This window comes from Bacillota bacterium (genome assembly GCA_013178415.1).
Taxonomy (GTDB): domain Bacteria; phylum Bacillota; class SHA-98; order Ch115; family Ch115; genus Ch115.
In genome coordinates this window covers 137,751-156,559 of sequence record JABLXA010000005.1, presented here as the reverse complement: position 1 = coordinate 156,559, position 18,809 = coordinate 137,751, and the positions used below count along the sequence as shown (strand labels likewise).

The 18,809-nt window shown below is 52.0% G+C and carries 18 protein-coding genes; 10 read left to right on the top strand and 8 right to left on the bottom strand.

The window, feature by feature from the left end; genetic code table 11:
• Window positions 1-10 precede the first annotated feature (10 nt).
• The 10 genes from dapA to HPY52_06415 all read left to right on the top strand — a co-directional run bounded on the left by dapA (window position 11) and on the right by HPY52_06415 (window position 11,610).
• A complete protein-coding gene (gene dapA / locus HPY52_06460; protein NPV79906.1) occupies window positions 11-901 on the top strand; it encodes a 4-hydroxy-tetrahydrodipicolinate synthase in 891 nt (296 codons plus the stop codon).
• Between the two features lie 99 nt (window positions 902-1,000).
• The gene (locus tag HPY52_06455; protein ID NPV79905.1) at window positions 1,001-2,701 is read left to right on the top strand and encodes a ribonuclease J; all 1,701 of its coding nucleotides are present in this window, start codon (window positions 1,001-1,003) and stop codon (window positions 2,699-2,701) included.
• A gap of 170 nt (window positions 2,702-2,871) precedes the next feature.
• Window positions 2,872-3,612 carry a translocation-enhancing protein TepA gene (locus tag HPY52_06450; GenBank protein NPV79904.1) on the top strand — a complete coding sequence of 247 codons (741 nt, stop codon included), beginning with the start codon at window positions 2,872-2,874 and terminating at the stop codon, window positions 3,610-3,612.
• On the top strand, window positions 3,609-3,845 hold the full coding sequence (locus tag HPY52_06445; protein NPV79903.1) for a hypothetical protein: 237 nt from the start codon (window positions 3,609-3,611) through the stop codon (window positions 3,843-3,845). The genes HPY52_06450 and HPY52_06445 overlap by 4 nt, the downstream gene beginning before the upstream one ends.
• 79 nt (window positions 3,846-3,924) lie before the next feature.
• Window positions 3,925-4,851, top strand: a complete 927-nt coding sequence (locus tag HPY52_06440) for a Na/Pi cotransporter family protein (protein NPV79902.1) — start codon at window positions 3,925-3,927, stop codon at window positions 4,849-4,851.
• Window positions 4,852-4,881: 30 nt separating this feature from the next.
• Window positions 4,882-5,712, top strand: a complete 831-nt coding sequence (locus tag HPY52_06435; protein NPV79901.1) for an undecaprenyl-diphosphate phosphatase — start codon at window positions 4,882-4,884, stop codon at window positions 5,710-5,712.
• Between the two features lie 61 nt (window positions 5,713-5,773).
• Window positions 5,774-8,161 carry a DNA translocase FtsK gene (locus HPY52_06430; protein NPV79900.1) on the top strand — a complete coding sequence of 796 codons (2,388 nt, stop codon included), beginning with the start codon at window positions 5,774-5,776 and terminating at the stop codon, window positions 8,159-8,161.
• A 36-nt stretch (window positions 8,162-8,197) separates the two neighbouring features.
• Complete coding sequence (locus tag HPY52_06425; GenBank protein ID NPV79899.1) at window positions 8,198-9,202, top strand: helix-turn-helix domain-containing protein; 1,005 nt, start codon at window positions 8,198-8,200, stop codon at window positions 9,200-9,202.
• A gap of 171 nt (window positions 9,203-9,373) precedes the next feature.
• Window positions 9,374-9,652: an HU family DNA-binding protein gene (locus tag HPY52_06420; protein NPV79898.1), complete on the top strand. Its 279-nt coding sequence runs from the start codon at window positions 9,374-9,376 to the stop codon at window positions 9,650-9,652.
• A 257-nt stretch (window positions 9,653-9,909) separates the two neighbouring features.
• Complete coding sequence (locus HPY52_06415) at window positions 9,910-11,610, top strand: diguanylate cyclase (GenBank protein ID NPV79897.1); 1,701 nt, start codon at window positions 9,910-9,912, stop codon at window positions 11,608-11,610.
• On the opposite strand, the gene HPY52_06410 is transcribed toward HPY52_06415, so the two are convergent.
• The 8 genes from HPY52_06410 to HPY52_06375 form a co-directional block, all read right to left on the bottom strand.
• The gene (locus HPY52_06410; GenBank protein NPV79896.1) at window positions 11,588-11,848 is read right to left on the bottom strand and encodes a F0F1 ATP synthase subunit epsilon; all 261 of its coding nucleotides are present in this window, start codon (window positions 11,846-11,848) and stop codon (window positions 11,588-11,590) included. The genes HPY52_06415 and HPY52_06410 overlap by 23 nt on opposite strands.
• An 11-nt stretch (window positions 11,849-11,859) precedes the next feature.
• Window positions 11,860-13,305 (bottom strand): F0F1 ATP synthase subunit beta, encoded by a 1,446-nt coding sequence (atpD, locus tag HPY52_06405; protein NPV79895.1) that lies wholly within the window; start codon window positions 13,303-13,305, stop codon window positions 11,860-11,862.
• An 11-nt stretch (window positions 13,306-13,316) separates the two neighbouring features.
• The gene (atpG, locus tag HPY52_06400) at window positions 13,317-14,270 is read right to left on the bottom strand and encodes an ATP synthase F1 subunit gamma (protein NPV79894.1); all 954 of its coding nucleotides are present in this window, start codon (window positions 14,268-14,270) and stop codon (window positions 13,317-13,319) included.
• An 825-nt stretch (window positions 14,271-15,095) separates the two neighbouring features.
• Window positions 15,096-16,694, bottom strand: coding sequence for a F0F1 ATP synthase subunit alpha (locus HPY52_06395; protein ID NPV79893.1), 1,599 nt, complete (start codon window positions 16,692-16,694; stop codon window positions 15,096-15,098).
• A gap of 12 nt (window positions 16,695-16,706) precedes the next feature.
• On the bottom strand, window positions 16,707-17,264 hold the full coding sequence (atpH, locus tag HPY52_06390) for an ATP synthase F1 subunit delta (protein ID NPV79892.1): 558 nt from the start codon (window positions 17,262-17,264) through the stop codon (window positions 16,707-16,709).
• A complete protein-coding gene (gene atpF / locus HPY52_06385) occupies window positions 17,261-17,767 on the bottom strand; it encodes a F0F1 ATP synthase subunit B (protein NPV79891.1) in 507 nt (168 codons plus the stop codon). Before atpF ends, atpH begins: the two co-directional genes overlap by 4 nt.
• Window positions 17,768-17,778: 11 nt before the next feature.
• Window positions 17,779-18,048, bottom strand: a complete 270-nt coding sequence (atpE, locus tag HPY52_06380) for an ATP synthase F0 subunit C (protein NPV79890.1) — start codon at window positions 18,046-18,048, stop codon at window positions 17,779-17,781.
• Window positions 18,049-18,149: 101 nt separating this feature from the next.
• Window positions 18,150-18,806 carry a F0F1 ATP synthase subunit A gene (locus tag HPY52_06375; GenBank protein NPV79889.1) on the bottom strand — a complete coding sequence of 219 codons (657 nt, stop codon included), beginning with the start codon at window positions 18,804-18,806 and terminating at the stop codon, window positions 18,150-18,152.
• Between the last annotated feature and the right edge of the window lie 3 nt (window positions 18,807-18,809).

Here is an 18,809-nt window from a genome sequence, read left to right as displayed (position 1 = left end):
AGGTGGATTTGTGCAATCACGTTTCGGACCGGTTGTGACAGCTATGGTAACCCCCTTCGGGGCCGATTTGGAGGTTGACTATAATAAGGCAGGCAAACTCGCTCAAAGGCTGGTAGAGAATGGGTCCGCGGCCGTCCTGGTCGCAGGCACCACCGGCGAATCTCCTACCTTAACGAAAGAAGAGAAGCTCAAGTTATTCAGTGCTGTGTTAGATGCCGTTGGGGATAAAGCTAAGGTGATCGCGGGCACAGGAACAAATTCTACTCAGGCATCCATTGAGCTCACAAGAGCCGCCGAGAAACTGGGTGTTCACGGTGCCCTTGTGGTGGTTCCGTATTATAATAAACCACCGCAGGAAGGTCTTTTCCAGCATTTTTCCGCAATTGCTAGTGAGACTTCTTTGCCGATCATGATATATAACATTCCTGGTAGGACTGGAGTGAACATGACTGCTGGCACCTTGGCCAGACTTGCTTCGATTCCAAATATAGTCGCGGTGAAGGACTCCACGGGAAATCTTGATCAGGCAACAGAGGTAAGACGCAAGACTCCTGAGAGCTTTGAGATATACAGCGGGGACGACAGCCTTACACTCCCAATCCTTTCAATAGGGGGTTCGGGAGTGGTGAGCGTGGCATCCCATATAGTCGGGAATGAGATCAGACAGATGGTCGATGCATATTTCGCTGGTAAGATTCAGGAAGCATGGCGAATCAACGCCAGGCTTTATCCCGTCTTCAAGGCTCTTTTTGTGACCACGAACCCCATTCCCGTCAAGTTTGCCCTCAAGCTCTCCGGGTTTGATGTGGGAGGGTATCGTCTGCCGATGATACCCCCGAATGACGCTGAGGCAAGTGCCATCAAATCCGCTCTTGTGGAGGCCGGGATAATAAGCGCTTAGGCTTTCGACCAGCGCCGCCGTGAATATGTCGAAGTGGCGCCGGGATTTCGGGATCGCAGCAATGGGGCGCGGATATCATGTATGAGATGTCCGCGCCCAATGGATGGTTTTCGTGTAGGAGGCGGTGCACCAGACGTGCCAAAAGAAAACAAAGTAAATGTCATTCCTCTGGGGGGCATTGGGGAAATAGGCAAGAACATGATGGCCATTGAATATGACCGCAAGATACTGGTCATAGATGCAGGGCTCATGTTCCCCGAGGAGGAGATGCTGGGGATAGATGTGGTGATCCCTGACATTTCCTATCTGCTGGAAAATAAGAACAGGATACTTGCGATGATCCTGACTCATGGCCATGAAGATCATATTGGAGCCGTCCCTTATGTGCTTCAGCAGATTGATGTTCCAATCTATGGAACAAGGCTCACGCTAGGGCTTGTGGAAGGGAAACTGAAAGAGCAGGGCATAGAGCCTGCCATACCGCCTGTTTGCATAAGAGCGGGAGATAGGGTGGAGCTTGGGCCTTTCACAGTTGAGTTCATTCATGTGACCCATAGTATAGCTGATGTAGTCGCTCTTGCAATAACATGCCCTGCAGGGATAATAATACATACAAGTGATTTCAAGGCTGACCAGACTCCCATTGGCCAGGAGCCAATGGATTTTAGCAAATTTGCCGAATATGGACAGAAGGGTGTCTTGCTGCTCCTTTCGGACAGCACCAATGCGGAACGTCCAGGTTATACATTGTCCGAGAGGGAAGTAGGGGAGGCATTTGAGGAGACTTTTCGCCGCGCTCAAGGGAGGATCCTTGTCGCCACCTTTGCTTCCAATATTTACAGGATACAGCAAATCATAGACTCTGCCTGGAAGTTCGATCGCAAGGTGGCTTTTGTAGGCAGGAGCATGGAAAATGTGGTCGGGATCGCGCTAGATCTCGGCTACTTGGAGATGCCCGATGGAATGATGATAGAGCTTGACGCTGTGGATCGTGTGCCCCCTGGACAGCTCGTCATTATAACAACCGGCAGCCAGGGCGAGCCTATGTCCGCGCTCACCAGAATGGCTATGGCCGAGCACAAGAAAATCGGTATCATGCCAGGAGATACTGTCATAATCTCTGCGTCTCCCATTCCAGGAAATGAGAAATTCATCGGCCGGACTATAAATCATCTTTTCCGGCAGGGTGCAGATGTGATCTATGAAGCGTTTTCGGGGGTGCACGTCTCCGGGCACGCAAGCCAGGAAGAATTGAAACTCATGCTAAATCTCGTGATGCCGAAGTACTTCATCCCCGTTCATGGAGAATATCGGCATCTGGTGAAACACGCCAGGCTGGCGAGGCAGGTAGGCCTCCCTGAGGAACACATATTTATCCCTGACATCGGCGATGTCCTTGAATTCGGGCAGTCATGGGCCCGTGTCGGAGGAAAGGTCACGGCTGGCAAAGTCCTCGTAGATGGGCTCGGGATAGGCGATGTCGGCAATGTGGTTCTTCGTGACAGGAAACAGCTTGCCGAGGACGGGATCCTGATCGTGGTAGTTACCATAGACAAACAAACAGGGGCCATAGTCGCTGGACCTGATGTCGTTTCCCGAGGATTTGTCTATGTCAAGGAATCAGAGAGGCTGCTTGAAGATGCCCGGTCGACCGTAAAAGAAGTTGTGAAGCGATGCGAAGATCAGGGCGTTACTGAGTGGGAGACAATAAAACGCTATATCCGGGACTCCCTGCGCCAATTCATATTTGAAAAAATGAAGAGGAGGCCCATGATCCTTCCCATTGTGATGGAAGTGTAAGAAGCATCCTCTTTGCATGTTTTGGCCCTTCCCTCACATACTACTCCTGAATGCCAAATGCTGAATGAACAGGAGTGTTACTTTGTATGCCGATGGAAATCCCTTCATCTACCCCGCCGGCCAGACCAGGTTCTCCGCCAGGAACCTCGCCTGGCTCATTGTCAGGACAGATGCAGTCGATACAGCAGTTTGGGGAAATGAAGGTACCGCATCAGCCCGAAAATAACATTCATTGTCTCACCATCGTGGGCCAAATCGAAGGTCATATCATGCTCCCCCCACAGAACAAGACCACAAAATACGAACATATTCTTCCGCAGCTTGTAGCTGTCGAACAAAATCCCGCCATTGAGGGCCTCCTTGTTATACTCAATACGGTCGGGGGCGATGTGGAGGCAGGGCTTGCCATCGCCGAAATGCTGGAGAGCCTGTCAAAGCCTACAGTGTCTTTGGTCCTAGGCGGAGGTCATTCAATAGCTGTCCCGGTCGCTGTCAGTTGCGATTATTCCATCATCGCCAATACAGCTACTATGACTATTCACCCATTGCGGCTTTCGGGGCTGGTGATTGGGGTTCCTCAGACATATGAGTATCTAGACAAGATGCAGGATCGCGTCATCAAATTCGTATGTTCCCATTCGAGGATAACCGAGGAAAAGTTCCGTGAGCTCATGCTGCGGACCGGGGAGCTAGTGAGGGATGTTGGAACGGTTTTGGTCGGGAAAGATGCAGTTGATGTCGGCCTTATGGATGATGTAGGAGGGCTGAGCCTGGCTCTTAAAAAGTTGAGAGATATGATCGCTGAACATCGAAGAAGGAAAGTTGGGAATATCGTCGAGACTCAAGAAGAGATTGGCGTCCCCCCGGCCGGGGAGGATGTTGACAAGAGAGAGGATATGAGGCTGCAATGATACTTTATACCGTCGTGCCATTAGAAGATGTTCTCAATGGTCTTGAGGATGTCGGCAAGGATCTCCTGGAGCTGGACTATGGAGGCTTTAAGATGCAGGTCTCCCCAATTTCTCCTAGTAAAGTGAAAATAGAGAGGATCCTCTCCACTGATCCATTCGCATATCTTCGCCAGGACATCCAGCCCGGTATGGTTCTCGAAATGCCGCTTAGTCCTCGCTCCTTCTTATGGTAGCGTTAAATGGATAATAGGCGCCGCATTGCCAGCATATATTGCAGTGGAATCGTCATGAGAGGGGACCAGGAGAAGGACGATGCGTTGCCTTATATGCTGGTTGTTTTGTGGTTTCTTCATGTTGCTGGGAGGTATCGAGCTTGTAAAGTCAGGTCTTTCATCGTGGTTTGGCCATAGAGGACAGGAATTGATAGGACGTCGGATCCCAAACGCCACGATAGGCGCAGTCATCGGTTTCCTGGCCACTGCCATACTCCAGAGTTCGAGCGCAGTAACCGTGGCCATGATCGCTATGGTGGACGCTGGGATAATGAGCCTTAGCCAGGCTTTCAGCATAATCGTGGGATCCAACATTGGAACCACTCTGACTGCCCAGATTGCCGCGCTGGATCTCGGAACGCTTGGAGTGCCATTGGTTACCCTGGGACTTGTATTCTTGCTGGTGAGGCCATTTCGTGCCATAGGATTTTCTCTCTCTGGATTTGGCGCCATATTCCTGGGTATTGAGACGATGACTCAGGTCCTCGAGCCGTTAGCAGCTGACGCAAGGTTCGTTTCCTTGCTTGCGAGCTTTGGCCGCAATCCTTCCCTTGGTATCCTGGCTGGGACGCTGGTCACTGCGGCGGTTCAAAGCTCGAGCGCTGTGACGTCGGCTGTAGTGGCACTCTGTGATAGCGGTATTTTGGGCCTTTCTGAGGCAATACCGGTAATCCTGGGGAGCAATATCGGGACGTGCGTCACAGGGTTGATCGCCAGCGTTCGCTCAACGGCCGCAGGTAAGGCCGTAGCTGTGGCTAATCTCATATTCAATGCAGTAGGGGTGCTCTTTCTTTTTCCATTCCTAGAAAAATTTACATGCATTGTATCTAAATTGTCTCCAGATCTAGGCCGACAGGCAGCCGGAGCCCACCTCCTCTTCAACCTGATATCCGGCATCCTGGTGCTTCTATTCATGAATCAATTCGTCAAAATGGTCACCATGCTTCTCGCCTTATTCCATCATTAGTGATAGAATTTGATGACGGAGGTGATGCGCGTGACCGGCTTTCAAGCTCTAATTCTCGGTATCGTCCAGGGGCTTACCGAATTTCTGCCTGTGAGCAGTTCGGGCCATCTGGTTATTTTTAGAAGCATCTTGGGCGCTTATGAGGCGCCTCTGTTATTTGATGTGATGTTACATTTAGGAACGGTTGTTGCCGTATTAATCGCTTATCGGGAGGATCTAGGACGTCTCATCGCGGCTTTCTTTGCTCCCCGATCCCTTGGCCGGACGCAGGAATCACGGTATACTGTAGCGGGATACAGGCGAATGTTCTTCCTGCTCATCATATCCTGTATCCCCACGGTTATACTGGCTCTCATTTTGAAACCCCTTGTGGAGGCGACTTTCTCCTCCGTTGGCACCGTGGGGTGGGCGCTTCTCATAACTGGCACTTTCCTACTCGTAAGCGAACGCTTCGGAAGTGAGCGTGCTTCGATCAGCCGGTTCCCCGCGATCAGCGCATTTATCGTCGGTATAGCTCAGGGGATCGCGGCGTTCCCCGGAATATCGCGTTCCGGCGCAACGATAGGGACTTCCCTTTTGCTGGGACTGAGGAAGGAAGAAGCCGCTAGATACTCCTTCATCTTGTCGATTCCGGTGATCATCGGGGCGGCGCTGCTCGAGTTGAAAGACCTCTTGGGGACAGGGGTCGGGGGCGGGCTGGTGGCACCTATGGTTATCGGTGTGATATCTGCCGCAGTCTCCGGATATATCGCCATCAGGATGGTGCTATTGGCTTTCCGGAAAAGGAGATTCTCCTTACTTGCCATTTACTGTTGGATTGTGGGCGGGCTCATCATATTCGGGCGGTTTATCGCGCAATAATGCCCCTCATGAGAAGGATGTGGGAAAAGACAGGAGAAGTATATTATGGGAGGGTATTGTGGTGGCAGGTCATGCTAAAAGAGGGTCCATCAGAAACGATAGGAGTGTTCAGGGGGGCTCCAATCCTGGAATTTCCGACCTGGCGGGGATAGCTCTCATTGCCATTGGTATCATGGCGTTCATCACTATCTTCTATCAAGCGCATGAACGTGCATTTTTCGTCGGCCGGGCTGGTATTGCAATCGCTGCATCTTTGCGGTTTCTATCAGGGACGGGGGCTGCTCTTATCCCTCTCATGGTTCTCACGGCGGGAGTCTTGAGCATTACCACAAGACATCGTATTGCGCCCAGAATTGTAGGACTCATAGTTATTATGTTCTCCATTTTGAGCATACTTGATCTTGCCTCAGTCAGAGCTATATTGCGAAGCTGGGGTGTGCCCGAGCCCTCCGGGGGACTTTTAGGAGGCCTATTATCGTCATTTTTAGCGCCTGCGTTCGGGGAAGTCGGCGCGTTGATCCTTCTTTTGCTCTTCGGATGGATAGGAGCCGCAGCGGCTCTGGATGTTTCGCTTCTAGCCTTGGGACGGATGTGCTTGAGGTGGACAAGATATCTTGCTGCGGGGCTTGTTGCTCTGCTGCGCTGGCTTTTGAGGGGATCGTCAGCTCTGATCTCCTTTTTCCATAAGAAATCTCGGAGAGAGATCTCTTCTCAAAGAGCCCAAGGAGTTACCTCTGGACAGGGGGAAAGCACTGAAGCGGCCTCAACTCGGGAAGCGGCTGCCAGCAAGATACCCATCATCATTGATGCAGGCCATGAATTCCCTCTTGCCGGGGATGCCCCTGTCTTTTCTGTGGAACCTCAAGATGCGGCACAAGTGGCGGGACAAATAGGCAAGGGTAAGGGACAGGGCAGGGCTATGGCCCGCGGAGATATGGCCGCTGCCCAGAAGCCCGGGGAATCTGTCGCTGTTCATCAGTCTATCCCTATTGTCGAAGATCCCGTTGCATCTTACACACTGCCTCCCATATCTATCCTGAGACGGGTCACCGCGAAAAGATCTGTTGCCCTGAAGGATTCTCAAAGTGTTCTGGACCGGGCGCGACTGCTGGAGGAGACCCTCCTCAGCTTTGGAGTTCAGGCAAAGGTGCTGCAAGTGAGCAGGGGACCTGTGGTAACTCGTTTTGAAATCCAGCCAGGTCCCGGTGTCAAAGTTAGCAGGATCGTGAACCTGTCTGATGATATAGCCTTGGCCCTGGCGGCGGTGGGGGTTAGAGTCGAAGCTCCCATTCCCGGGAAATCAGCGGTGGGGATTGAGGTGCCCAACAAGGAAATTGCCACCGTTTACCTGCGCGAAGTGCTGGAATCACAGGAATTCAGGGCAAAAGAGCGCAAGATCCCCATAGTGATCGGCAAGGATATTGCCGGGACCCCGGTGGTGGGGGATCTGGTGAGCATGCTCCACCTCTTGGTCGCGGGCGCTACAGGGTCGGGCAAGAGCGTGTGTCTTAATACATTGATTTCCACCATACTCTTTACAAAGACACCAGATGAAGTCAAGCTTCTCATGATAGATCCAAAGCGTGTCGAACTCACAACTTTTGATGAGGTGCCCCACCTTCTCGCCCCTGTCGTCACCGACACGAAGGAAGCTGCGGGCTATTTACGGTGGGTGGCCGGCGAGATGGATAGGAGATATAAACTCCTGGAAGAGGCGGGCGTGCGCAATATCGAGAAATACAATGAGGCCTGCCTCAAAGGCAAGTTGAAAGATCAGGAGGCGCTGCCGCTCCCATATATAGTGGTGATCATTGATGAACTCGGCGATCTCATGATGGTGGCGCAGAAAGAAGTAGAAGATGTAGTGTGCCAGCTTGCCTTCATGGCAAGGGCCGCCGGTATTCACCTTGTTGTGGCGACTCAGCGCCCGTCAGCTGATGTGATCACCGGAGTAATAAAGATGAATATCCCGTCACGTATAGCTTTTGCTGTTCCTTCTCAGATAGATTCACGGGTGATTCTTGATAGCGGAGGGGCGGAGAGGCTCCTCGGGAGGGGAGATATGCTCTTTTTCCCGGTGGGGGCGCCGAAACCTATCAGAGTACAGGGCGCCTATGTTTCTGACGCTGAGGTGGAGCTACTGGTCAATTATGTGAGAGGCCAAGGAACTCCGAAATATGAAGCGGAGAGTGTTGCCCCATCCCAGGAATCAGAAGATTCGAGGGGCGCAGAGGATGACCTCTTCGACGAGGCCGTGAGGGTCGTCATGGAGACACAAGAAGCCTCCATTTCTCGACTTCAGCGCCGGCTGCGCATAGGATACAATCGCGCGGCTAGCTTGATCGAGGCTATGGAGTTGAGGGGAATAGTTGGCCCTCCTCAAGGAAGTAAACCAAGAAAAGTGCTTGTCGGCCCTGACAGATTTGGGCAGGGGATGAGACGACAGTAAAATATGGAAAACTAAGGATGGGGACGTGGTAGCGTCATGGAAGGTCTTGGAGAACTCCTGCGACAAACGAGAGAGTCCAGGGGTTTATCTTTGAAGGATGTGGCACAGGCAACAAAAATCAGAGAATATTATCTGAAAGCGATAGAGGAAGAGCAGTTTGACAAGCTCCCTGGTGATGTGTACGCAAAGGGCTTCATCGGAAGCTATGCCGACTTCCTTGGTCTTGACCGAGTACAGATGATGGAACAATATAAGCTGTCTAGGGGGCATAATGATGAGAGAGCCGGAAGTGCCGCCAAAGGGCGCAGCCCTTCCAGGCCGTTGAATGACGGGAGATCGAAGCAAAGGTTCTACCGCAGAGTGCATCGCGAGCGTCTCCTTATGGCTATCTTTTCCCTCATTATCCTGATCATTGGGGGGGTCTATGCCTGGAAGACGCTATATCCTTTCACACGAGGGGTATCAGCTCCGCCGTCTGATCAAATCTCGACGGGAGCTCCTGACATGTCTGAGCTGTCGCCCTCGCCTGCAAAATCGCCGGTGAAACCCCCGGTTGTCGAACCGGGGACGCCGGAACAGCCGCCATCGAAGCAGGAGCATCAAGGCGGCCTGGCAACACCATCGGGCCAGGCGCCTATGGGGCAGGCGGCGCCAGCGGGGGAGTCGACATCAATAGGGAAGGCAGCTCCTGAACAGCGAGCAGAGCAGTCGGCGTCGCAACTCGCGCCCGGTCAGCCAGCGAAACCTGAGAGTCAGCAATTGCCGCCTTCTTCTGCGACTGAGAAGGCTCTGCCGATCTCTGTGAAGATACATGCCAGAGAGAGGTGCTGGATCAGGGTGAAGGCCGATGGCAGAGTTATCTATGAAAAAGCCTTGAATCCGGGTGAAGAAGTTACCTGGGGCGCCAATGAAGAGATGGTTATACGCTTTGGAAATGCTGGTGGTGTCGATGTTGAATACAATGGTAAAAGTATCGGTAGCCCGGGCGGTAGGGGCGACGTGATTGATCTGAGATTTCCGATGGCAAATGGCTCCAACTAAGATAGTGTACCATCGACCAAAAATCGTGATTTTTTTACATTGGGGTCTTGCCTTTGCAGGATTTATCGGGGGTTTCGCGAATACCTTTAGTCGATATGGCTGAATCCGCGTCACTATGCCGGTTTCAGGTTTCCAGATCTAGCTAATATGAATGCGAAAGGAGGGAAACATGTGAACAAGGCAGACCTCGTATCCTCCGTTGCAGAAAAGGTAGATTTGAAAAAGAAGGATGTCGAAACCGTTGTCACGGCTGTTTTTGATACCATCGGGGAGGCTCTAGCGGCGGGAGACAAGGTGCAGCTAGTCGGGTTCGGAACCTTCGCAGTGAAGAACCGTGCGCCTCGAGTCGGCAGGAATCCTCAGACTGGGGAAGAGATCAAGATCGCGGCGTCAACTGTTCCGGTCTTCAAAGCAGGCAAGTCCCTTAAAGATAGTGTCAGCAAGAAATAAACCATTGGACAAGCCTGTTGTTCTGCAATCAAGGGAATAGAGGGGGCGCCTGCCCCCATCATCTAATTACGCCACCGGACATGCTGGACTGCATCCGGTGGTTTGTTATTATCTATTTATCTTGTATCCTCACATTCCTGTCACTGGATTTTATGAAATGATGCAGGAACAACGCCCTGAGCGTAGAAATATTTAACAATGTATTTTTGCAGCTGGGTTCCGGGCGGAGAAAGATAGATTCTTACGGGGGCGGGGCAATGGTACTCACTTCTGGGTTCTCACTTGCTCTGGGACTGGCATTCTTTGTAATACTCCTGATGATCATATGGGACCAGGTGATCAAGCGGGATATCCGTGCCAGGATGAATCAGCTACAAGAGTCAGAGAGGCAGTATCGCCGACTTGTTGAGGAGGCACGCGACGGCGTTTTCATCATGACGTTCGACGGCAGGCTTTCTTTCGTAAATGAGCACCTGGCCGAAATGATTGGCTTTTCTAGGGAGGAGCTTATCGGAAAATGCTTCAAGGACCTGGTGCCACCGATGCTTTATGAGGCAGCTGCCTCAGAAGAACCGGGTGAAGACGGCGGAAGGTTGAGAGAAGAGCCGGGCCTCCGGATCTATGATATTTGCGTGGCGGGCAAGGACGGCCGGGAACGCTGGCTTCAAGTGAATCCCACTTTGATACATCAGGGAGGTCCACCCTATGCCATCCAGGGCATAGTGAGGGATATTACCCGGCAGAAACAACTCGAGCGAGAGCTCGTAAGACAGACAGAAGAGGCCCGCCGGATGGCCGGGGAAATGGCGAGCCTCTATCAGATTGGCCTTGCAACTACATCGACTTTGGATCTGGCGGAGGTCCTGAATGTTATCTATAGGGAAATCTCCCAGCTTATGGATGCCTCGGGATTCTTTATCGCGCTATACAACCATGAAACAAATGAAATAAGCTTCGAGATCTTAATTGACAACGGGAAAAGGATTCCCAGCTTTAGGGTATCGCCGGGCGAGAATGCGGGGTTCACCGGGAAGGTCATATTCTCGAACCAGGTCATTTTCATTCCTGACCTTCTTGCTGACCAGAGCCAGCTTCCCGAAGAGGCAAAGCTCACCGGCGATACGGAAAGGCTTCCTCGTTCGGTGATTGTCGTCCCGCTCGTTTTTGGTGGCAAGGTTATTGGCGCCCTCTCGGTCCAAAGCTATTCCACTGTTTATACAGAAAATGAGCTGCGCCTCGTTTCTACAATTGGGATTCAAGCGGCTATTGCCATCGAAAATGCCCGGTTGTACACTGAGCTCAAAGAGAAGAATACCAGGCTCCAGGAGCGGGAAGAGGAGCTCAGGCTGGTAAATCAGAAGCTGGACGAACAGTTGGCGGAGGTGACCAGACTGCATAAGATGGCGGAGCAGCTGGCCATAACGGATCCGGTCACCGGCCTTTACAATCACCGTTATTTCCAGGAGAGACTTGACTATGAAATTGAAAGGGCCATAAGGTACGCCCGTTATCTATCGCTGGTGATGATTGATATCGATGATTTCAAGAAATATAATGACTCCTATGGTCACCAGGCAGGGGACGGGGTGCTCAAGATGGTTGCCCGGGAGATCAAGCGGGCGGTAAGGAACACCGATATCGTGGCACGCTATGGCGGAGAGGAATTTGTAGTCATCCTGCTCGAGGCGGATTCGACCAGCGCAATGGTAGTTGCCGAAAAGATACGTAAGCGGATCGAGCGCTGTATTTTCCCGATCTCAGATAAGCGTTCCGGGGGGAAGATAACTGTAAGCCTGGGAGTTAGCACATTCCCGGACGATGCAAAGACAAAGCGCGATCTGATTGAATTTGCAGATATGGCCATGTACGCCGGCAAGCAGGAGGGCGGCAATCGCAGCCGCGGCGTTTCTGCCATTTCAGATAGGATCCAGAGCCTTAAAGATTCATCTCTCTCGTGAAGACAATAGCCTGATCCTGCCGCATCATCACAAACCCTGAGGCAATCACGATGCTCTCCTTTTGCCTATCATGAAGAATCAGCGCCTTACCGCTTTTAAGCTTTGCGATCATGGGCACATGGCCATGCATGAGGGCGAAGTCCCCCTCCGCTCCAGGTAATACCACTATTTCAGGTTTCCTGGAAAGGACGGTCCCGCTAGGAGTAATCACTTTGAAATCGAATGTTTGTCGTGCCATGCTTCTCTAAATCACCTGGCTTTTAATACATCATCTATGGTTCCTGTCATGTAGAATGCTTGCTCCGGCACATTGTCCATGTTCCCGCTTATTATCTCTCTGAATCCTCTCACAGTCTCCGATCTTGGGACATATACCCCTTTTTGGCCGGTAAAAGCCTCTGCCACGAAAAGCGGTTGCGTGAGGAATCGTTGTATCTTTCGGGCGCGCGCTACTACCAATTTATCTTCCTCCGATAGCTCTTCCATTCCCAAGATGGCGATTATATCCTTGAGTTCACGGTACCTTTGAAGTATTTTCTGAACATCCCTTGTCGTATTGTAGTGTTCATCTCCTATTATCTTGGGATCAAGCATCCGGGATGTCGAATCCAGCGGATCCACAGCAGGATAAAAGCCGAGTTCTGCGACTTCCCGGGATAGCACAGTTGTGGCATCTAGGTGCGCGAAGGTGGTGGCAGGAGCTGGATCTGTGATGTCGTCAGCCGGGACAAAAACAGCCTGCACAGAGGTTATGGCCCCTTTCCTGGTCGATGTGATTCTTTCCTGGAGCATTCCGACCTCCATGGCCAGCGTGGGCTGGTATCCTACAGCGGCTGGCATCCGCCCGAGAAGGGCCGATACCTCGCCTCCAGCCTGGATATAGCGGAAAATATTGTCTATGAAGAGGAGGACGTCCTGGCCTTCATCATCTCGGAAATATTCCGACATGGTTAGGGCCGCAAGACCTACCCTGAACCGGGCCCCCGGGGATTCGTTCATCTGCCCGAATACAAGGCAGGTGCGTTCCAATACCCCCGTTCTTTTCATCTCTAGCCAGAGATCATTGCCTTCACGGGTCCGCTCCCCAATGCCTGCAAATACACAGATCCCTTTATGCTCCACGACCATATTCCGGATGAGCTCCATAATGAGCACTGTCTTCCCGACTCCAGCACCGCCGAAAAGGCCGATCTTTCCTCCCCTCGAGTAAGGAGCAAGCAAGTCCACTACCTTGATTCCTGTCTCGAGGATCTGGTTGGCCTCACCTTGCTGAGTGAACCCGGGGGACGGACGGTGGATGGACCTCAATGTGACGTTTCGGGGGTAGTCCTGCCCATCGATGGGCTTACCCAGGACATCGAAGACCCGACCTAAGGTGCCTGGGCCTACTGGCACTTTGAGTGGCTCGCCGGTATTCACAACCTTCATTCCTCTCACCAGCCCTTCTGTAGAGGAGAGGGAGATCGTCCTCACCCTGTTATCTCCTATGTGATGCATGACCTCCAGCACGCAAGAGACTGGCGAGCCCACAGGCTCATCCGGCGGGCCCACTTTCGGGATCTTGCGTTCATCTCCCATGACTTCCAGGGCTGTGTATATGGATGGCAATTTCCCAGGCGGGAATTCCACATCAACAACTGGCCCAAAGACCCGAATTACCTTTCCCTCTGAAAGCTCTTCTACGAGTTCGTTCATCTTACATCCCCTTACCTCAGACTCGCTGCTCCGGCGATGATTTCGCCGATCTCCTGTGTGATTTCGGCCTGGCGGGCACGGTTATAGAGGAATGAGAGTTGTTTGGCCAATTTTTTCGCATTGTCGTTTGCCCCCTCCATGGCCTCGACTCGCGCTGCGAATTCGCTGGCTCTGGCGTTTATCATGGCCGAGAATAGAATCGCGGTAAGATATTCGGGGAGGACCTCCTTTGAAAGTTGCTCTGGATCCGGCTCAAATAGCATAACAGGAGCGGGGGATTCACGGGGCTGTTCATCTGCCTTATCTTCTCCACCGTTCATTGCTCCCTGATCACATATCGCGCTCATGGGCAGCAGTCTCTCTATGGTTGGGATACGGCGCCCCGCGGACACGAAGCGTGTATAAGCAAGGAAAACCTCAGATATCTCACCAGTCGTATAGGCATCATATACTTTACGGGCAGCTTTCTCAGCATCGGCAATACCCGGGATTTCCTGCACATCAATGCTGTCCTGCATTATTCTCCACCCCTTATGTCTCAAAATTCTCGCGCCTTTGATTCCAACCGGGATGACCAGGGGAGCCTTGTCCAAGTTTCGGGGATCGGATCGGGCCCTTTGCCGATAATGCTGATCTAGCGCTTCTATCAGATTTATGTTGTAACCTCCTGCCAGGCCTTTATCAGAAGATATGACAATATAGCAGGTTTCCTCATTTTCCATCGCGAAACCATCCCCGACTTTCGTCCCGGTCTTTCCATCCGCGCCGGCCTCTCTGCGAATACCGACAGCCGGCGCCATCCTGCTCGCAATCTCCCTGAAACCCTGTGCATATTCATCTGTTTTGCCAACATATTCCTGGATTCTCTTCAGCCTTGTGGCCGATATTATCCTCATCGCTTTGGTGACATCACCGGTCGCTTCAATTACCGCGAGCCTTCTCCTTATTTCCCTCAATTCTTCCATATATAGCCACTCCTTTTGTAAATGGGCAAACTCAAACTTAGAACATGCGGTATGATGTTGCATCTATTATCCCATTCCCCGGCAATTCTCCCGACTATGCAGATCGTCGGATGATTCTATCCTCGAGTTCTTCACCTTGGGACTGAGGTGCCCAGATTTTCGCCACCTTAGAGCAGAGCCTGCCTAGGCTGTTGCCACCTTCACGCTTAAGCTGACTAAAATACCGTCACCTTCGTCCAAAATGCCCTATAGACTTCCTTATTATGGATAATCATAGCCTATAATTTTCCAACTTGACGGCAAGATGACAGGAAATTCGCCACTCTGGGCCAGAAGCTGGTCAAATTCTGACCACCCTTGAGCAAAATCTGCCTAAATTCTCGTCACCTGGGGAGAATTCAGGCCCAGAATTTTCCGGAATCTCCCTAATCTGACGATAGTATGGCCACCTCGGCGAGGGAGCTGACGAATTTCTGGTCACTTCCACGCGGAACCTGCCCAGAATCCGTCCCACCACTTTAATTGCCCAAGAATTGGTCCGAGGCTCTACTGCAACCAAGGAAGCAGCTATTCGGGGATGGGTGATACCAGCCCAGCGGCTTTGATCCAAGGCTGATGGACTCGGGGTTAGGGTGCTCCTCCCATCGGCATTGGTCCGAGACCTTATTACTCGAGGGTCGAGGACCACTGAGCGGCCCCGCAGCAGGGCCGCGTCCGATGGCGAGGAGCACCCATTCCACGATCACGCTGCGTCCGCCGAGAGGAGTATCCACTCCCCAGGACTGTCGCGTCCGACGGGACAGTATCACCATCACCTAGCCACGCTTAGGCCCCTTGAATTACCTGCCGTTCCACATCCCCCTGCGGCTGAATGCGGGAGGCAACCTGCGGCCCGGCAGGCTCCCTGGTTTTCGCTATTGCTAGAAATTTCGGTTTGAATTCCTCTATGGCCTTTTTCAGGCGATCCTCCAATGATTCATCTAATTCACCTGCAACTTCTATATCATGCAGGAGATCAGCATTGTTTCTTCGCATATATTGTAGAAACTCGTGCTCAAAATCCTCGATCCACTCTACATCGACGTCATCTAGATATCCGCGGATTACTGCGAATATGATGGCTACCTGCTCTGCTACCGGGAGCGGTTGGTACTGAGGTTGCTTCAGGACTTCTACTATACGTTTGCCTCTCTCCAAACGTTTCTTTGTGGCCTCATCCAACTCTGTGCCGAACCTGGCGAATGTGGCGAGATCACGATATTGTGCCAGGTCGAGCCTTAGCCTGCCTGCAACTTTCTTCATCGCAGGTATCTGGGCATCGCCGCCCACACGTGAGACGGAAAGCCCTACATTGATGGCGGGTCTTATCCCCGAAAAGAAGATCTCGCTGTCAAGATAGATCTGCCCATCAGTAATGGAGATGATATTTGTGGGAATATAGGCTGATACATCGCCAGCTAGAGTTTCCACTATGGGCAGGGCGGTAAGAGAGCCACCTCCCAATTCCGGGGAAAGCTTGGCCGATCTCTCGAGGAGCCTGGAATGTATATAGAAAATGTCGCCAGGAAATGCTTCGCGCCCGGGAGGACGACGCAGCAGTAGTGATGTGGCTCTATAGGCTATGGCGTGCTTTGACAGGTCGTCATATATGATAAGGGCATCCTTGCCATTATACATGAATTCCTCGCCAATGGCGCAGCCAGCGTAAGGCGCAATATACTGCATTGGAGCAAGCTCACTGGCGGGAGCGGCCACAATGATCGTGTGATCCATGGCTCCATTATCCTCCAGAGTCCTGACAATCTGCGCTATCGTAGATGTCTTCTGGCCTATTGCCACATAGATACAAATGACCCCCTGGCCCTTTTGTGCTATGATGGTATCCACCGCAATCGCCGTTTTACCCGTTTGTCTATCGCCGATTATCAATTCCCTCTGCCCTTTGCCGATGGGAACCATGGCATCGATGGCTTTGATGCCGGTTAGCAGTGGAGTATGTACAGGTTCCCGGTGGATTATTCCCGGAGCAGGGGCCTCAATAGGCCGATATCTTGTTGTGTTGATTGGTCCCTTGCCATCTACGGGACGGCCGAGAGGATCGATTACACGCCCGATGATGCTATCTCCGACTGGAACAGAAACGGTGCGCCCGGTGCTCCTGACTGGATCTCCTTCTTTTACTTGAGTGTCTGAGGAAAGAAGAACGATCCCTATGCGATCCTCTTCAAGATTGAGGACCATACCTGTGGCTCTTTCTCCAATCTCCACCAGTTCCCCGACCATGGCCCTCATTAGCCCATAAGCGCTGGCGATACCGTCTCCGGCCTCGATCACCCATCCAGCTTCATAGGTCTCCAGCACATTCTCATCTAGGTTCAATCTCTGCTTGATCAATGATGAAAGTTCCCCAATATTCGAGGCCATTTCTCACATCCTCTACCTGGCTGAATTCGTCTGAAAGCTGAATATTCGCCGGATGATGGAGGAGATGGTTCCATCTATCACGGTATCTCCTGCGACCACCCTGATGCCCCCGATTATCTCTGGATCCTGTCTGACATTAATCTCTACTTTCCTTCCCAAGCGACCCTCCAAGACACCCCGTAATCTTTCGATTTGTCTCATAGTCAGCCCCCTGGCTGAAATGACCGTTGCAGGGACGAACCCCTTACGCTCTATGATGGCGGCATCATATGCCTTCATTATGTCTTTCAGGAGTCCTATCTTTCGGCGTTGAATGAGGAGCTCCAGAAGGGAGACGATTACGGGGTCGATATCTTGTCCTAGGGCCTCCTTGATGAATTCTCTGACGAACATGACCTTAGACCTGGCATCGATGCTGGGGTACGCCAGAACTCCCTCTAGCCCTCGGTATTTCTCCAAGGCCTTTACGACGAAGGAGATATCTTCCCCTATTCTATCTACGTCCTCGATGGCTCCGGTCACGTCTATCAGTGCCTGGGCCCATATGAATGCTTCCCGCGCTCTCGTCATCTTGGCCCTTCAATCCTGGATATTACTTCATCTATCAATCGCTGGTCGATTTCTGTGGTTATCTCCTTTCGCAACAGGCGGCTAGTAAGAGCCGATGCTATCTCCGTGGCGACATTCACCATTTCCTGGCGCGCTTCATCAACCTCTGCCTTTGCCTCTTCATGAGCACGGCGAAGTATGATATCCGCTTCATGTTTTGCCTGTTTCACATTCTGATCCCTTATCTCTCCGGCCCGCCTCTTCGACTCCGCAATCACATCCCGGGCTTGTCTTTCAGCCTGTTCAACCTTGGCGATCAAATTCTTTTCGATCTCCCGGGCCTTTTGAAGCTTCTCATTGGCGCTTTCGAGATCAGAAGCCACATGCTGACGACGCCGATCTAGGTAATTCATGACAGGCTTGAAGAAGATCTTTCTCAATACAAGATAAAGGATGATGAAATTTAGGAGCGAAGAGACATAGATTGGCAACTGGAAAAGAGAGATCGCCTGTTGAGACTGCATCCCGACTCCTCCTATAAAAGCCTGAGCAATGGGTTTGCGAAGAGCAACAACAACGCTATGACCAGGCCATATATGCCGGTGGTCTCTGCCACGGCGGCGCCGAGAAGCATCGTCCTTATTATCTCTCCTTGGGCCTCAGGTTGCCTCGCTACTGCTTCGGCCCCCTTGCCTGCAGCAAATCCCTGGCCGATCCCGGTCCCAAATCCGGTCAAGACCGCAAGGCCAGCTCCTATAGCTGATGCTGCCAGGAGGATCGCTCTGGGGGTGATTGATGGATCCATATTGTTTGCCTCCCATCTCAGAATGTCTATTCGCTTCTCATCATTGCCCGATGTCGAGTTCCGTGTGGGAATGGCGGCGGCCAAGGTCCATGACAGCCGACTCAACCCCTGGCATCGGAGATGAAAGCCATTGTAAGCATGGTGAAAATAAATGTCTGCATCAATCCCGCAAATATGTCAAAGTACATGTGCGGCAGCACTGGCGCAAACAGTGGTATAATGGAATATATAAGTCCCATGATCATCGTCCCGCCCATCAGGTTGCCGAAAAGGCGGAAGGCCATGGAGAAAGGCAGCGCCAATGAGCTTATGATATTCAGCGGCAGCATGAGGGGTATGGGTTCAAAAAAACCCCGAATGTAGCCGGTCATGCCCTTTGTTTTGATTCCGAAGTATTGTATATTCACGAATGTCAGCGTGGCCAGGGCGAGAGTCAGATTGAGATCAGCCGTGGGAGGCCGCACTCCTATTAGACCTGTCAGGTTGGCTACCACGAGAAAGGCTGCGAGACTCCCTATGTAGTGGACGAACCCGGCGCTATCAGGCCCCATCGAGGCTTCTACAAAGGATCTCACACCCTCCACCAGGAACTCGATGGTATTCTGAAGCCTATCAGGTGGAGCATCTACTGGCTTTGTCAGCACATAGCGCGCTGCAATGCCCAAGACCGAGATGAGCAATATCATTATTGTCCATGTGACCAATATCGTATGGTTAGCTATGATGATGCGGAGGAGCTCATTTAACATCTTCCACATCGC

Excerpts from the sequence above, each read along its gene's own strand:
- HPY52_06455 (NPV79905.1), top strand. The coding sequence starts at position 1,001 with ATGGATGGTTTTCGTGTAGGAGGCGGTGCACCAGACGTGCCAAAAGAA.
- HPY52_06450 (NPV79904.1), top strand. The coding sequence starts at position 2,872 with ATGCAGTCGATACAGCAGTTTGGGGAAATGAAGGTACCGCATCAGCCC.
- HPY52_06445 (NPV79903.1), top strand. The coding sequence starts at position 3,609 with ATGATACTTTATACCGTCGTGCCATTAGAAGATGTTCTCAATGGTCTT.
- HPY52_06440 (NPV79902.1), top strand. The coding sequence starts at position 3,925 with ATGCGTTGCCTTATATGCTGGTTGTTTTGTGGTTTCTTCATGTTGCTG.
- HPY52_06425 (NPV79899.1), top strand. The coding sequence starts at position 8,198 with ATGGAAGGTCTTGGAGAACTCCTGCGACAAACGAGAGAGTCCAGGGGT.
- HPY52_06415 (NPV79897.1), top strand. The coding sequence starts at position 9,910 with ATGGTACTCACTTCTGGGTTCTCACTTGCTCTGGGACTGGCATTCTTT.
- HPY52_06410 (NPV79896.1), bottom strand. The coding sequence starts at position 11,848 with ATGGCACGACAAACATTCGATTTCAAAGTGATTACTCCTAGCGGGACC.
- atpD (NPV79895.1), bottom strand. The coding sequence starts at position 13,305 with ATGAACGAACTCGTAGAAGAGCTTTCAGAGGGAAAGGTAATTCGGGTC.
- atpG (NPV79894.1), bottom strand. The coding sequence starts at position 14,270 with ATGGAAGAATTGAGGGAAATAAGGAGAAGGCTCGCGGTAATTGAAGCG.
- HPY52_06395 (NPV79893.1), bottom strand. The coding sequence starts at position 16,694 with ATGGCCTCGAATATTGGGGAACTTTCATCATTGATCAAGCAGAGATTG.
- atpH (NPV79892.1), bottom strand. The coding sequence starts at position 17,264 with ATGACGAGAGCGCGGGAAGCATTCATATGGGCCCAGGCACTGATAGAC.
- atpF (NPV79891.1), bottom strand. The coding sequence starts at position 17,767 with ATGCAGTCTCAACAGGCGATCTCTCTTTTCCAGTTGCCAATCTATGTC.
- atpE (NPV79890.1), bottom strand. The coding sequence starts at position 18,048 with ATGGATCCATCAATCACCCCCAGAGCGATCCTCCTGGCAGCATCAGCT.
- HPY52_06375 (NPV79889.1), bottom strand. The coding sequence starts at position 18,806 with ATGTGGAAGATGTTAAATGAGCTCCTCCGCATCATCATAGCTAACCAT.